This is a genomic window from Streptomyces sp. NPDC004126 (assembly GCF_050275515.1).
In the GTDB taxonomy this organism is placed as follows: domain Bacteria; phylum Actinomycetota; class Actinomycetes; order Streptomycetales; family Streptomycetaceae; genus Streptomyces.
The window spans coordinates 32,921-45,246 of the sequence record NZ_JBNNPF010000011.1; the positions used below are offsets into that span (position 1 = coordinate 32,921).

The window sequence follows — 12,326 nt, forward strand, 5'->3', positions numbered from 1 at the left end:
TTCCCCCGTACGGGGGAAGGCCCACCCTTTTTCCTTTCAGGAAAGAAGGTGGTACTTTCCTCATGAGAAAGTACTCGGAAGACCGATGACGAGGGACGCCACCCATGAATCCGCACGACGCCCAGACCGCCCTCGACGCCATACGCCACCGTCAGGAGCAGACGTTCGACGAGTACCTGCGCCACGCCTACTCGCGTCCCCAACTGATCGTCTCGGCCCTGGGCCTGTTCACCGTGTGCTCGTCCTTCGACGTGCCGAGCCCTTGGAGAACCGCCGCGGTCCTCGTGGGGAACGCGCTGGTCCTGGGCGGGCTGTTCGTGCACCGGCGCCGGGCTCCGGTCAGCCGGAAGGCCGTCGGCTCGGACGCGCTGGTCTACGGGGTGGCGGGGGTCCTGGTCCTCGTGCTCTTCTGGTCGGTGGCGATCGCCGGCTACTTCCTCGGCCTGCCGGCCCGGCACACGATCGCCGCAGCCGTCACCGCCCTCGCGGCAGTGGGCGCCTCGTACCTGCTGCGCCCGGTCGTGGAGAACGCCATCCGCAGGAAGGGCCAATGCTGATGGATCCCGACTTCGACGAGTTCCTGCACGTTCCGGCGCGGCTCTCGGTCGTCGCGCTCCTGGCTCCCGCCGACTGGGTGGAGTTCGGCTTCGTCCGGGACACGGTGGACACCAGCGACTCGGCCCTGTCCAAGCAGGTCTCCGCGCTGGCGGGCGCCGGGTACGTCGAGGTCCGCAAGACGCGGAACCTCACGGGACGCCACACCCACCTCCGCCTCACCCCGCACGGGCGCCAGGCTTTCCAGCGGCACGCATCCGCGCTGGAGAGGATCGTCGCGGCGGCACGGATGCACCTGGAATAGCGGCCCCGCCGCCCGCGGGGCCCGGGCCCCGCCCTACGGCGCCTCGGGAGCCACGCCGGGGCGTTCGCGCCAGAAGGCTCCGGACCCGGCGCGGCGCAGCAGCATCAGCACCACTCCGGCGCCGGCCAGGAACAGCGCGATGACCAGCGGCGCGCCCAGCCCGAACCAGGCGGTCGCACTGGAGGCGTTGGCCGGATCGGCCATGTCGGCGACGGACTCGGCCAGCAGCCAGATCAGCATCGCCGACCCGAGCAGCGGGCCCGCGCCGAGCAGCAGGAAGGGGCCCGGCCCCCGCAGCAGCCGGCGCCGGTACCAGACGGCGCAGGCGATGCCGGTGAGGGCGTAGTAGAAGGCGATGAGCAGCGACAGGGCCGTCAGGGAGTCCGCGAGGGCGTTCTCGCTGATCCGGTGGATGACGACGTACCAGACGATCGCCGTGCCGGTGACCCACCACGTGCTGGTGCTCGGCGTGCCGCGGCGGGCGTCGATGTGGGCGAACCCGGCGGGCAGCGCCTTGCGGCGGGCCATGGACAGGGCGGTGCGGGAGGCCGGGATGATGGTCGTCTGGGTGGAGGCGAGCGCGGAGGTGGCGACGGCGAGGAGCAGGATCCAGTCCCAGCCGCCGAGCACCTCGCGTGCGAGCGTGGCGAAGACGTCCTCCTCCGCGTCGGCCTGTCCGGCGAGGTACGCGGTGCCGGCGTAGGCGACGACCGCGAAGGCCACGGCCACGTAGGTCGCCAGCAGGACCACCGTCGACCAGATGCCCGCCCGGCCGGGGGCGTCGGCGGAGTCCTTGGTCTCCTCGGTCAGGTTGACGGCGGATTCCCAGCCCCAGTAGGCGAAGACGCCGAGCAGCAGGCCGCCGGTGAGCGCCGAGCCGCCGGCCCCGAACGGGTTGAGCCAGCCGGCGGCCGGGCGGACGGCGTCCAGGGATCCCGTGCCGGCGTACACGCGCCACATGGCCACGGCCGCGAACACGACGAGGCAGAGGACCTGGACCAGCACGAGCGCGTTCTGGAAGCGGGCCGACACCTCGGTGCCGCGTACGCACATCCAGGACATGAGGAGGATCAGCAGGACGGTGAGGACCTCGCGGACCAGGGTGTTGCCGGCCAGGCCGTCGGCCCCGACGGCGAGCAGGCCGAAGCCGACGGCTACGTCGGCGAGCGAGCCGACGACGAGCACTCCGGTCATCGCGATGGCCCAGCCGCCCAGCCATCCGGTGGTGGGGCCGAGGGCGCGGGTGACCCAGGAGAAGGTCGTGCCGCAGTCGGGATCGGCCCGGTTGAGGAAGTGGAAGGCGGAGGCGATCAGCAGCATGGGGACGAACGACGCGAGCATCACGCCGGGGGCGTGTACGCCGACCAGGGCGACGAGGGGGCCGATGACGGCGGCCAGCGAGTACGCGGGGGAGGTGGCGTTGAGGCCGATGGCGAGGGAGTCGAGGAAGCCGATCGCATCGGGTTTGAGGGCTCCGGCCGCCGGGGCCTGTGCCGTCGGAGTGCCGTTCCCGCCCGGTACCGGGGGCGCGGCGGTGGCCGTGGCGGTGGCCGTGGCGGCTCGGGGGGTGGTTTCCGGCGGGGTGTCTGCGGCCATCGTCCCTCGCTGTACTGGTGCGGTGTGCGGGCCGCGCCGGGGCGGGCGCGGTGTGAACGGGGGGTGAACTGCGAAGAGGAAACCCGCGCGGGCGGGAAGGGGTCAATGGTGTTGGCATAAGGAGCCCGCACGGGCCCCGGCGCGCGGCTGGCGCAGCCCCCGCACGGCGGCCCGCGCAAGGCCCCCAGGGCCGCCCGCGCAGCCCCCGGAGGCGGCCCGCGCGAGCCGTCGGCGGTGGCCGGGTCAGCCGGCCCGCAGGGCCTGGAGCCGCGACTGCGCACTCGCGAGCAGCATGTCCAGCGCGACCGGGTAGGCGCTGTGGTTCATGCGGGCGGCGAGCAGCCGCCTGGTGGCGCTGATGTGCGGGTACTTGTCAACCGGCAGCCGCGCGTAGGTGGACTCCCACTGCCCCTCGTCGGAGGTCCGGGAGGGCTCGGACAGGGCGAGGGCGCCGGCGTCCAGGGCCGCGAACGCCAGGCTCTGGTCGATGAACGCGTGGTAGATCCGGGCCGCCTCCGGGTCGGGGAAGCCCGCCGTGCGCAGGATGCCGAGGACGGCCTCGTCGGCGTCGATCTCACGGGGGCGGCCGGTCACGCGGACGGCGGTCAGTACGGCCGCCTGCGGGTGCGCGAGGTACGCGCCGTGGATGCGCAGCCCGAGTTCGCGCAGGTCCTGACGCCACTGGCCGGTGGCGGTCCAGCCGTCGAGGGCCCGGCCGATGAGCTCCTCGCCGATGGCGAGGGTGAGGGCGTCCATGCCGTTGAAGTACCGGTAGAGGGTGCTGGGATCCGCTCCGAGGGCGGCGCCGAGCCGGCGGGCGGACAGGCCCGCGCTGCCGTGTTCGCGCAGCATGCGCAGGGCGGTCTCGACGATCAGCCGCTCGGACAGGACCACGCCCTGCCGGGTGGGGCGCCGCCGCCGGCGGGCTTCCTCGGGAACCACGGGCTTCGCCACCGGACACCTTCCCTTCTCCTGCTCCCACCTTATGCCAACACCATTGACCTTATCTCGCGACCCCGGCTTTCATCCCTCCCACGAGGCGCGGATCTCCGCGGACCTCACCGAGAGAGGGTTTCGTCATGCGTGTTCTGCTTGTGGGCGCCGGTGGCGTCGGTACCGCGATCACCCGGATCGCGGCCCGCCGGGACTTCTTCGACCACTTCGTGGTCGCCGACTACGACCTGTCCCGCGCCGAGGCGGCCGTGACCGCGCTCGGCGAGGCCGGCGGCCGGTTCCACGCGCGCCGCGTCGACGCCTCGGACCAGGCGGCGGTGGCCGCGCTCCTCACCGAGGAGCGGTGCGACGTACTGCTGAACGCCACGGACCCGCGGTTCGTGATGCCCCTGTTCGAGGCGGCCCTCGCGGCGGACAGCCACTACGTGGACATGGCCATGTCCCTGTCCCGGCCGCACCCCGGCAGGCCCTACGAGGAGTGCGGGGTCAAGCTCGGCGACGAGCAGTTCGAGCGGGCCGCGGCCTGGGAGAAGTCGGGCCGGCTGGCCCTGGTCGGGATGGGCGTGGAGCCCGGCCTGTCGGACGTCTTCGCCCGGTACGCGGCCGACGAGCTCTTCGACGAGATCGAGGAGATCGGCATCCGCGACGGGGCGAACCTGACCGTCGAGGGCCACGACTTCGCCCCGTCCTTCAACATCTGGACGACGATCGAGGAGTGCCTGAACCCGCCGGTGGTCTACGAGCGGGACCGCGGATGGTTCACCACCGAGCCGTTCAGCGAGCCGGAGGTCTTCGACTTCCCGGAGGGCATCGGCCCGGTCGAGTGCGTCAACGTCGAGCACGAGGAGGTGCTGCTGGTCCCGCGCTGGGTGGACGCCCGCCGGGTCACCTTCAAGTACGGCCTGGGCGAGGACTTCATCGGCAAGCTGAAGACCCTGCACGCGCTGGGCCTGGACTCGACCGAACCGGTCACGGTCCGCGGCGCGGACGGCACCCCGGTACGGGTCTCGCCGCGCGACGTGGTGGCGGCGTGCCTGCCGGACCCGGCCACGCTGGGCGAGCGGATGTCGGGCAAGACCTGCGCGGGGACCTGGGTGAAGGGCACCAAGGACGGCCGGCCGCGCGAGGTGTACCTCTACCACGTGGTGGACAACCAGTGGTCGATGAGCGAGTACGGCTCGCAGGCCGTGGTGTGGCAGACCGCGGTCAACCCGGTCGTGGCGCTCGAACTCATCGCCGCCGGCGTCTGGGCGGAGTCGGGCGTACTCGGCCCGGAGGCCCTCGCGCCGCGCCCGTTCCTGGACCTGCTGACCGCGTACGGCTCCCCGTGGGGCATCCGCGACGAGGCCTGACCGGACGCCCCCCGGCCGCCGGCGCGGCGCGGCCGTGGCGCTGTCCCCCCGGGGGGATCAGGGCCGCGTCAGCCGGGCGGTCAGGCCGTCGAAGTAGCTGCGGTGGAGGGCGACCAGGTCGATCCGGTCGGGGTCGAGCAGCCAGAGCAGGTGGGCTCCCTCCAGGAAGGCGGCGACCTCGGCGGCCAGGGTCTGCGCGTCGAGGCCCGGGCGCGTGGTGCCGTCCGCCTCGGCGCGGGTGAAGAGGGAGACGAGGTGGGACCGCAGTGCGCGCCCCCGGTCGCGGAACCATACGTGCAGGGCGGAGCCGGGGTCGAGGTTCTCGGCGGTCAGGGCCGTGTGGAGGGCGGCCAGTTCCCGTTCCGCGGCGGCGGTGTGCTCGGCGTCCCGTACGAACCAGTCGACGGCCTGCCGCAGCGTGGGCTCGGCGTCCGCGGCGATGGACAGGCGTTCGAGCGCCCGCCGGTCGGCCTCCTGGAGCACGGCGCGGACCAGTGCGTCCTTGCTGCCGAAGTGATGGATCAGGGCCGAGGGGGTGACGCCCGCCCGCGCGGCGACCGCGGCCACGCCGGTGCCGCGCACGCCCTGCTGGGCGAAGAGCTCGATCGCCGCGTCGACCATCGCGCGGCGGCGTTCGACGCCCCGCTTCTGTACCTGTCCCCTGACTCCTGCCATGGGGTTCAGGGTGCCCGTCGGCATGCGGCGGCGTCCAGCCGCGCCCTGGGTGCCGTAAACCGCTGGTGGCGGGCGGCCGGCGCCATTAACCTGCACGACCATGCAGGAAAATAACGAGAAGATGATCGATGCCGGCGCCGGTCTCACGCTCTGGGCGGAGGACTTCGGGGCGCCCGGGGACCCGACGGTGCTGCTGGTGATGGGCGCGCAGGCCCAGGGCGTCCAGTGGAACGACGGCCTCGTGCGGCGCCTCGTCGACGGCGGCCGCCACGTCATCCGCTACGACCACCGCGACACCGGCCGCTCCTCGCGGGTGGACTTCGCGGCCCACCCGTACACCGTCGCCGACCTCGCCTCCGACGCCCTCGCCGTCCTCGACGCCTTCGCGGTGGACCGGGCCCACCTGGTCGGGGCCTCCCTCGGCGGGATCATCGCCCAGCGGCTCGCCCTCACCGATCCGCACCGGGTGCTGACCCTGACCAGCCTCTCCTCCCAGCCGCTGGGTACGGACACCGCCGGCGCGGTCCAGCGGGCCATGGCCGGCCTCGCCCCCTCGCCCGGTCAGCTCCCGCCGCCGGCGGCCGAGTTGCTGGCCGTCCTCATGGCCTCCTTCCCCGAGCCGGGCGCGGGCCTGGAGGGGTACCTCGCCGCACGGCTGCCGATGTGGCGCGTACTGCACGGCCCGGAGCTCCCGTTCGACGAGGAGGAGTACCGCGCCATGGAGGAACGGGTCCACCGGCGGGCCGAGGACATCGGGGCCGCGCTGAACCACACGCTGGCCGGAGCCGCGGGGGACTCCTTCACCACGGCCGACCTGGCCGCGATCGCCGCTCCCACACTCGTACTGCACGGCACGTGCGACCCGATGTTCCCGCCGCCGCACGCCGAGGCCACGGCCGCCGCTGTCCCCGGCGCACGCCTGGTCATGCTCGAAGGGATGGGCCACACCCTGCCCCTGGCCGTCGAAGAGCGCCTGGCCGCCGAGATCCTCGCCCACACCGGGGGCTGAGCGGCGAGACCGCCGGCGGCCCGAGGGCGCGACCCGGCCGGCCCCTCGCGCGGGGCAGCAGGGCCCCGGTCAGATCGTGACCGGGCCGCGGGCGGTGGCGAACTCGACCGAGACCAGGCCCGGTTCCTCCTCCTCGACCCAGGTGACGTCGATCTGGTCGAGGGGGTGGTCGGCCGGTTCGCCGAGGAATTCGGCGATGGATGCGGCGTCGCCGGCGATGGAGACCCCGTGGATGCTGCTGGAGGTCCGCGGGCCGGCGCTCGGGCGCTCCTCGACGGGAACCAGCCACTGGAGGAAATAGGGGAGCTGCGGGTCCTCCATCAGTTCCAGCAGGCCGATCTGCTTCCACCTCAGGTCGAACCCGTCGGGACGGACGCGGTGGCCCTCGGCCGAGGTGCGGCCGAGGCGGGCCTCGACCGGGGCGATGTCGTCGACGGAGACCACCCAGCCGAGCCAGCCGCCGCCCTCTGCGGCACGGCGCGCGACCGCCTGGCCGAAGGGCGCGCGGTCGGCGGCGGGGTGGTCGAGCGTGGTGACGACCTCGACGTAGGTGCCGCCGCTCAGCGGGAGGATGAAGTTGCGGGTGCCGAACCGCGGGTGCACGCCCCCGTCGACGAACCCGGCGCCGAGGGCCGATCCGATCCACTGGACGGTCGAGACGAAGCTGTCGCGGGCCACCGCATAGGACACGTGATCAAGTCGCACCGCGCCATCATCACCCGGCGGCCCGCACAAATCCCGACGCCACGCCCGCCGCCCCGGCCTTGTCCGCCCCGCCAGACCCGAGACGGCCGACGACGCCCGGATCAGGAAGCGCCGGAGAAGGTGTCCAGGACCGCGCGGGCCTGGCGCAGGGCCGCGGCGTCGACGAGGTTGCCGTCCTCGTCGAGCCACGCGCCCGTGCCGTCCGCCCCGGCCCGCTCCACGCCCTCCACGAGACGGCGCGCGGCATCGACCTCCCCGGCCCGCGGCGCGAACACGGAGTTGACCACGTCCACTTGGGCGGGATGGACCACCGAGCGCCCGAAGAAGCCCCGCTCCCGCCCGCGTACGCAGTCCTCCGCCAGCCCGTCGAGGTCCCGCACGGCCGGGAAGACGCTCAGCGGCGGCCTGGGCAGACGGGCCGCCGCGGCGGCGAGCAGGACGCGGTGGGCCGCCGCGTCCAGCACGTCCCGGTGGCCGGTGCCCAGTTCGGCCGCGAGGTCGGCCTCCCCGAAGGCGAGGCCGGACACCATCGCGTGCCCGGTGGCGAGGGCGTGGGCGCGCTCGACGCCCAGTGCCGTCTCCACCAGCGGCACGAGCGGCACCCCCGGCAGGAGCCGGGCGGCCTCGGCGACCTGCTCGGGCCGCTCGCACTTGGGGATGCGCACGCCCGAGACCCGGGTGCCGCGCAGGGCGGCCAGGTCCTCCTCGCCGCCCCTCCCCGGCGGGTTGACGCGTACGTACACCGGGCGCCGGTGGCCGCGGTCCAGGAAGTCGACGACGGCATCGCGTGCCGCCGCCTTCCGGACGGGAGCCACCGCGTCCTCCAGGTCGACGACCACCGCGTCGGCCCCGCAGGCGAGGGCCTTGCCGAAGCGCTCGGGGCGGTCTCCCGGTACGTAGAGCCAGGTACGGACCACCGCGGCCGGGCGGGTGCCGCCCGGGCCCGCACCGGCCGGGGCGGCGCCCGCCCCGCGCGGGGTGGCGGCCCCCATCAGATGACCCCCGCCCCGCGCAGTTCCGCGCGGCGCCGGGCACCGATGCCCAGCCGCTCGAAGACCTCGGCATTGTCCGCGCCCAGCGCCCGCCCCGCCCAGCGGACCCGCCCCGGAGTGTCGGACAGGCGGGCCGGGACGCCCTGCATGGCCAGGGGGCCGAGTTCGGGGTCGTCGACGTGCACGACCGTACCGAGTGCCGCGAACTGCGGGTCGGCGACGATGTCCGCGGCGCTGTACACCGGTGCGACCGCCGCGTCGGCTTCGTCGAAGGCCGCGACGACCTCGTCGGCGTCGCGCGCCGCGATCCAGCCGCCGACGGCGGCGTCGAGCTCCTCGACGTGCCCGGCGCGCCCCGATCCGGTGGCGAACCACGGCTCCTCGATCAGGTGGGCACTGCCCACCAGCCGCATCACGCGCTCGGCGACGGACTGCGCGCTCGTGGAGACGGCGACCCAGCGTCCGTCGCGGCAGCGGTAGGTGTTGCGGGGGGCGTTGTGCGGGGACCGGTTGCCCGAGCGCTCCTGGACGATCCCGAGCTGCTGGTGGGCGGAGATCTGCGGGCCGAGCAGGTGCAGGATCGGCTCGATGAGGGCGGTGTCCACGACCTGGCCGCGGCCGGTCCCGGCGCGTGCGTGCAGGGCCACCATGGTCGCGTACGCCGCCATGACCGCCGCGACGCCGTCGGCGAGGCCGAACGGGGGCAGCGTCGGGGGTCCGTCCGCCGTGCCCGTGCAGTGGGCGAAGCCGCTCATCGCCTCGGCCAGGGTGCCGAAGCCCGCGCGGTGCCGCATGGGGCCGACCCGGCCGAAGCCGCTCACGCGGAGCATGACCAGCCCGGGGTTGAGCTCGCGGAGCCGCTCGTAGCCGAGGCCCCACCGTTCGAAGGTGCCCGGCCGGAAGTTCTCCACCAGCACGTCCGCGTCGCGCACCAGCGCCCTGCAGATCTCCTGGCCCTCGGTGCGGCTCAGGTCGAGGGTGACGGTGCGCTTGTTCCGGGCGACCAGCTTCCACCACAGGCTCTCGCCGCGGACCTGCGCGCCGTGCCGCCGGGCGGGATCGCCCGTCGGATGCTCGATCTTGATGACGTCCGCCCCGAAGTCACCGAGGAGCGTCGCCGCGCCGGGCCCCGCGAACAGGGTGGCGGCGTCCAGCACCCTCGTGCCGGCTAAAGGGAGGTCTGTCGTCGTGTCCACAGCACATCACCTGCGCTTCCCCCGGGCGTCGGCGAGGACGCCCGGACCATTGCCGTAAGCCTTACGGTAATGGTCACCGTAAAATGGTCCTCGGTGGCCCGCAAGAGCGGCCTCCGGTCACGGCCGGGCGGCCGGGCGGCCGGGCGGCCGGGCGGCCGCCCGGGCCGGTGAGGGGAGAACGATGGCGAAGGATCCGCAGAACACGGCGCCCGCGGCGGCCCGCAGACGGCGCCGCGGCTCCCTGTCCCGGCCGATGGTCGTGGCGGCGGCCCTGGAGCTGGCGCGCGAGGAGGGCCTGGCGGCGGTCAGCATGCCGCGGCTCGCGCAGGAGCTGGAGTGCGGGGTGATGTCGCTCTACGGCCATGTGGAGAGCAAGGAGCACCTGCTCGAACTGCTGGCCGCGGCCGTGCTGGAGGACTTCCCGCTGGAGCGTGCGGACGACACCCCGTGGCAGCCGGCCCTGGCGCGGTTCTCCGCGTCCCTGCGGCGGAGGATGCTGGAGAACGGCGCCCTCGCAGAGCTCCTGATCACCCGTCGCATGTGGAGCGCGGGCCTGGCGGAGGTCTTCGAGTGGCTGCTGGGCAGGATGACGGAGGGCGGCTGGCCCCTGCGCGAGGCGGTCCGGGCGTACCACTCCGTGCAGACCTACACCCTCGGCTTCGTCCTGTACGAGATCCGTCGGACCACGCCCGAGCACGAGGAGGAACACCGCGCGTGGTGGCGCCACACCCTCGCGGACCTGCCGCCGGCGTCGTTCCCCCTGCTGCACGCCGCGTCCGGGTTCGTGCCGGAGGGGGCGGGGGAGGAGCAGTTCGCCTGGGGCCTGGAGCGGCTGCTGCACGGCCTGGCGGCGGAGATCGCCGACCGCGGCGCGGCGGGCGGCGGGCCGGGGTGATGGACCCCGGCCCGCCGCTGTGACACCCGCCCGCCACGGCGGGCGACGCGGCATCAGCTCCGGAACAGCCGGAACCGCTCCTCGCCCACGCGGGCGCGTGCCTGCGCGTCGGCCACGCCGAGCCCGGCCCGCGGTGCGAGCCCGAGCACGCCCACCTTCCCGAGGTGCTCGTTCACCTGCACGCTGCGCGCCGCCTCCCCGGCGTCGTCCAGGGCGTAGGTGGCGGACAGGGCCGGCAGGACCCTGCCCCTCTCGATGAGCCGGTTGGTCTCCCACTGCTCGTTGAGGTTGGCGCCGTGGCTGCCGATGATGTTCTTCAGCTTCATCCACAGGTAGCGGTTGTCGTACTGGTGGTCGTAACCGGTGCTGGACCCGCAGGTGACGACGGTGCCGCCGCGGCGCGCCAGGAAGACCGAGGCGCCGAACGTCGCCTTGCCGACGTGCTCGAAGACGATGTGCGGGTCCTCGCCGACCGCGTCGCGGATCGCCTTGCCCAGCTTCTTCCACCCCTCGGGTCGCTGGAGCATGGTGCGGTCGCCCTGTTCGATCGCCGAGCGGTCGATGACCGCCTCGCAGCCGAGCCGCCGCAGGACCTCCGCCTTCTCCGCGGAACTGACGACGCCCACGGGGATGCCGCCGCCGTTGCGCACCAGCTGGACGGCGTACGCGCCCAGTCCGCCGGTGGCACCCCAGATCAGGACCACGTCGCCCTGCTTCATGCGGGCGCCGCGGTCGCTGACGAGCATCCGGTACGCGGTGCCCGCGCACAGCGGGTTGGAGGCGGCCTCCTCCCAGGTGAGCAGCGCCGGCTTGGGGAGGAGCTGGCTGGCGCGCACGACCGTGTACTCCGCCAGGCCCCCGAAGTTGGTCTCGAACCCCCAGGCGCGCTGGTCCTCGCCGAGCATGCCGTCGCTGTGGGTGGCGGGGTCCTGCTCGTCGACGTACGCCGTCCCGATGACGACGTGGTCGCCCGCGTTCCAGCGGCGCACGGCCGACCCGGTCCGCACGACCACGCCCGAGGCGTCGGAGCCGAGGATGTGGTACGGCAGGTCATGGCGCGCGTCCCAGCCGCCGCGCCTGCCCATCTGCTCCAGGAAGCGGAAGGTGGGTACCGGTTCGAAGGTCGCGGACCACACGGTGTTGAAGTTGATGGCGCCCGCCATCACCGCGACCAGCACCTCGTCGGGCGCGAGTTCGGGCATGGGGACGTCCTCGACGTGCATCGACTTGCGGACGTCCTTGTCCGCGACGCCGTCGAACATCCCCGTCTGGTCCTTGTGGACCGTCACGGCCTTCATGTGGCCGGGCAGGGGCAGGCTCAGCAGCTCTTCACCGCTGCGGCCTTCGATCACGGCGTCTGCGAGGGGAGTACTCATGGGATCTCCATAGGTTTCGTACGGTTCGGGACGGCCGGAGGCCTCAGGCCCGCAGGGCCTTGAGCGCCGTGAGCACGGCGTCGGTGGAGTCGACGCGGGCGATCAGCGGCAGGATCCGCCGGACGGCGAACTCCTGGTGCTCGGCGGAGAACGTGCTCGTCGCGTCCTCCGCGACGACCACGTGGTAGCCGTGCTCGTAGGCGGAGCGGGCGGTCGACTCCACGGCGAGGTTGGTGGCGACGCCGGTGAGGACGAGCTCCTCGATGCCGCGGCGGCGCATCTGGATGTCCAGTTCGGTACCGGTGAAGGCGCCCCACTGGCGCTTGGTGATGAGCAGGTCGGCGGGGTGCGCCGCGAGCTCGGGCGAGAGCCGCGCGTACTCGGGGTGCAGGGCCGGGGGGTTGTGCGGCACGTCGGCGCGCGGCTGGAGCGCGGCGCCGCCGTCGGGGCCGTGGGCCACGTTGACGAGGACGACGGGCAGGCCGGCCGCGCGGAAGGCGTGGGCCAGGCGGGCGCTGTTGCCGGCGACCTGGGCGGCCGGGTGGGGCTGCAGGGGCAGCCCGAGGATGCCCTCCTGGACGTCGAGTACGACGAGGGCGGCCTTGGGGCTGAGTTCCACGACGGGCACGGGTGGTTCCTTTCGGACGGTGCGGAGCAAGGGGTGCGGAGTGCGACGCCGCGCGGGCGATCGGCACGGAGTACGTGCGCGCGTGCGCG

At 73.8% G+C, this 12,326-nt stretch carries 13 protein-coding genes; 5 read left to right on the forward strand and 8 right to left on the reverse strand.

What is annotated here, in order from left to right:
• Nucleotides 1–104 precede the first annotated feature (104 nt).
• Together ACQKM2_RS13015 and ACQKM2_RS13020 are read left to right on the forward strand one after the other, a co-directional pair.
• Complete coding sequence (locus ACQKM2_RS13015; protein WP_427709064.1) at nt 105–557, forward strand: hypothetical protein; 453 nt, start codon at nt 105–107, stop codon at nt 555–557.
• Nucleotides 557–859 (forward strand): winged helix-turn-helix domain-containing protein, encoded by a 303-nt coding sequence (locus tag ACQKM2_RS13020; protein WP_427709372.1) that lies wholly within the window; start codon nt 557–559, stop codon nt 857–859. Before ACQKM2_RS13015 ends, ACQKM2_RS13020 begins: the two co-directional genes overlap by 1 nt.
• Nucleotides 860–892: 33 nt before the next feature.
• Here the strand turns inward: ACQKM2_RS13020 and ACQKM2_RS13025 are convergent, their stop codons facing one another.
• Together ACQKM2_RS13025 and ACQKM2_RS13030 are read right to left on the reverse strand one after the other, a co-directional pair.
• Nucleotides 893–2,455, reverse strand: a complete 1,563-nt coding sequence (locus tag ACQKM2_RS13025) for an APC family permease (RefSeq protein WP_427709066.1) — start codon at nt 2,453–2,455, stop codon at nt 893–895.
• Between the two features lie 243 nt (nt 2,456–2,698).
• A complete protein-coding gene (locus ACQKM2_RS13030; protein ID WP_427709068.1) occupies nt 2,699–3,409 on the reverse strand; it encodes a TetR/AcrR family transcriptional regulator in 711 nt (236 codons plus the stop codon).
• A 125-nt stretch (nt 3,410–3,534) separates the two neighbouring features.
• Between ACQKM2_RS13030 and ACQKM2_RS13035 the strand changes: the two genes are divergently transcribed.
• Nucleotides 3,535–4,761 carry a saccharopine dehydrogenase family protein gene (locus ACQKM2_RS13035; RefSeq protein ID WP_427709070.1) on the forward strand — a complete coding sequence of 409 codons (1,227 nt, stop codon included), beginning with the start codon at nt 3,535–3,537 and terminating at the stop codon, nt 4,759–4,761.
• A gap of 57 nt (nt 4,762–4,818) precedes the next feature.
• Here the strand turns inward: ACQKM2_RS13035 and ACQKM2_RS13040 are convergent, their stop codons facing one another.
• On the reverse strand, nt 4,819–5,436 hold the full coding sequence (locus ACQKM2_RS13040; protein ID WP_427709072.1) for a TetR/AcrR family transcriptional regulator: 618 nt from the start codon (nt 5,434–5,436) through the stop codon (nt 4,819–4,821).
• 100 nt (nt 5,437–5,536) lie between these two features.
• Here ACQKM2_RS13040 and ACQKM2_RS13045 point away from each other — a divergent pair, with 100 nt between their 5' ends.
• Nucleotides 5,537–6,445, forward strand: coding sequence for an alpha/beta fold hydrolase (locus ACQKM2_RS13045; RefSeq protein ID WP_427709074.1), 909 nt, complete (start codon nt 5,537–5,539; stop codon nt 6,443–6,445).
• A 69-nt stretch (nt 6,446–6,514) separates the two neighbouring features.
• Here ACQKM2_RS13045 and ACQKM2_RS13050 read toward each other — a convergent pair whose 3' ends face one another.
• From ACQKM2_RS13050 to ACQKM2_RS13060, 3 genes are all read right to left on the reverse strand, one after another.
• Nucleotides 6,515–7,150, reverse strand: coding sequence for a VOC family protein (locus tag ACQKM2_RS13050; protein ID WP_427709076.1), 636 nt, complete (start codon nt 7,148–7,150; stop codon nt 6,515–6,517).
• A 101-nt stretch (nt 7,151–7,251) separates the two neighbouring features.
• Nucleotides 7,252–8,142: an HpcH/HpaI aldolase/citrate lyase family protein gene (locus ACQKM2_RS13055; RefSeq protein WP_427709078.1), complete on the reverse strand. Its 891-nt coding sequence runs from the start codon at nt 8,140–8,142 to the stop codon at nt 7,252–7,254.
• Nucleotides 8,142–9,338: a CaiB/BaiF CoA transferase family protein gene (locus ACQKM2_RS13060; RefSeq protein ID WP_427709080.1), complete on the reverse strand. Its 1,197-nt coding sequence runs from the start codon at nt 9,336–9,338 to the stop codon at nt 8,142–8,144. Before ACQKM2_RS13060 ends, ACQKM2_RS13055 begins: the two co-directional genes overlap by 1 nt.
• Nucleotides 9,339–9,519: 181 nt before the next feature.
• Here ACQKM2_RS13060 and ACQKM2_RS13065 point away from each other — a divergent pair, with 181 nt between their 5' ends.
• The gene (locus ACQKM2_RS13065) at nt 9,520–10,233 is read left to right on the forward strand and encodes a TetR/AcrR family transcriptional regulator (RefSeq protein ID WP_427709082.1); all 714 of its coding nucleotides are present in this window, start codon (nt 9,520–9,522) and stop codon (nt 10,231–10,233) included.
• A gap of 53 nt (nt 10,234–10,286) precedes the next feature.
• Here ACQKM2_RS13065 and ccrA read toward each other — a convergent pair whose 3' ends face one another.
• Nucleotides 10,287–11,609 carry a crotonyl-CoA carboxylase/reductase gene (gene ccrA / locus ACQKM2_RS13070; protein ID WP_427709084.1) on the reverse strand — a complete coding sequence of 441 codons (1,323 nt, stop codon included), beginning with the start codon at nt 11,607–11,609 and terminating at the stop codon, nt 10,287–10,289.
• Nucleotides 11,610–11,652: 43 nt separating this feature from the next.
• A complete protein-coding gene (locus ACQKM2_RS13075) occupies nt 11,653–12,237 on the reverse strand; it encodes an isochorismatase family protein (protein ID WP_427709085.1) in 585 nt (194 codons plus the stop codon).
• Nucleotides 12,238–12,326: the final 89 nt, after the last annotated feature.

Coding starts and splice junctions, on each gene's coding strand:
- ACQKM2_RS13045 (WP_427709074.1), top strand. CDS start 5,537: ATGCAGGAAAATAACGAGAAGATGATCGATGCCGGCGCCGGTCTCACG.
- ACQKM2_RS13025 (WP_427709066.1), bottom strand. CDS start 2,455: ATGGCCGCAGACACCCCGCCGGAAACCACCCCCCGAGCCGCCACGGCC.
- ACQKM2_RS13020 (WP_427709372.1), top strand. CDS start 557: ATGGATCCCGACTTCGACGAGTTCCTGCACGTTCCGGCGCGGCTCTCG.
- ACQKM2_RS13040 (WP_427709072.1), bottom strand. CDS start 5,436: ATGGCAGGAGTCAGGGGACAGGTACAGAAGCGGGGCGTCGAACGCCGC.
- ACQKM2_RS13035 (WP_427709070.1), top strand. CDS start 3,535: ATGCGTGTTCTGCTTGTGGGCGCCGGTGGCGTCGGTACCGCGATCACC.
- ccrA (WP_427709084.1), bottom strand. CDS start 11,609: ATGAGTACTCCCCTCGCAGACGCCGTGATCGAAGGCCGCAGCGGTGAA.
- ACQKM2_RS13055 (WP_427709078.1), bottom strand. CDS start 8,142: ATGGGGGCCGCCACCCCGCGCGGGGCGGGCGCCGCCCCGGCCGGTGCG.
- ACQKM2_RS13015 (WP_427709064.1), top strand. CDS start 105: ATGAATCCGCACGACGCCCAGACCGCCCTCGACGCCATACGCCACCGT.
- ACQKM2_RS13065 (WP_427709082.1), top strand. CDS start 9,520: ATGGCGAAGGATCCGCAGAACACGGCGCCCGCGGCGGCCCGCAGACGG.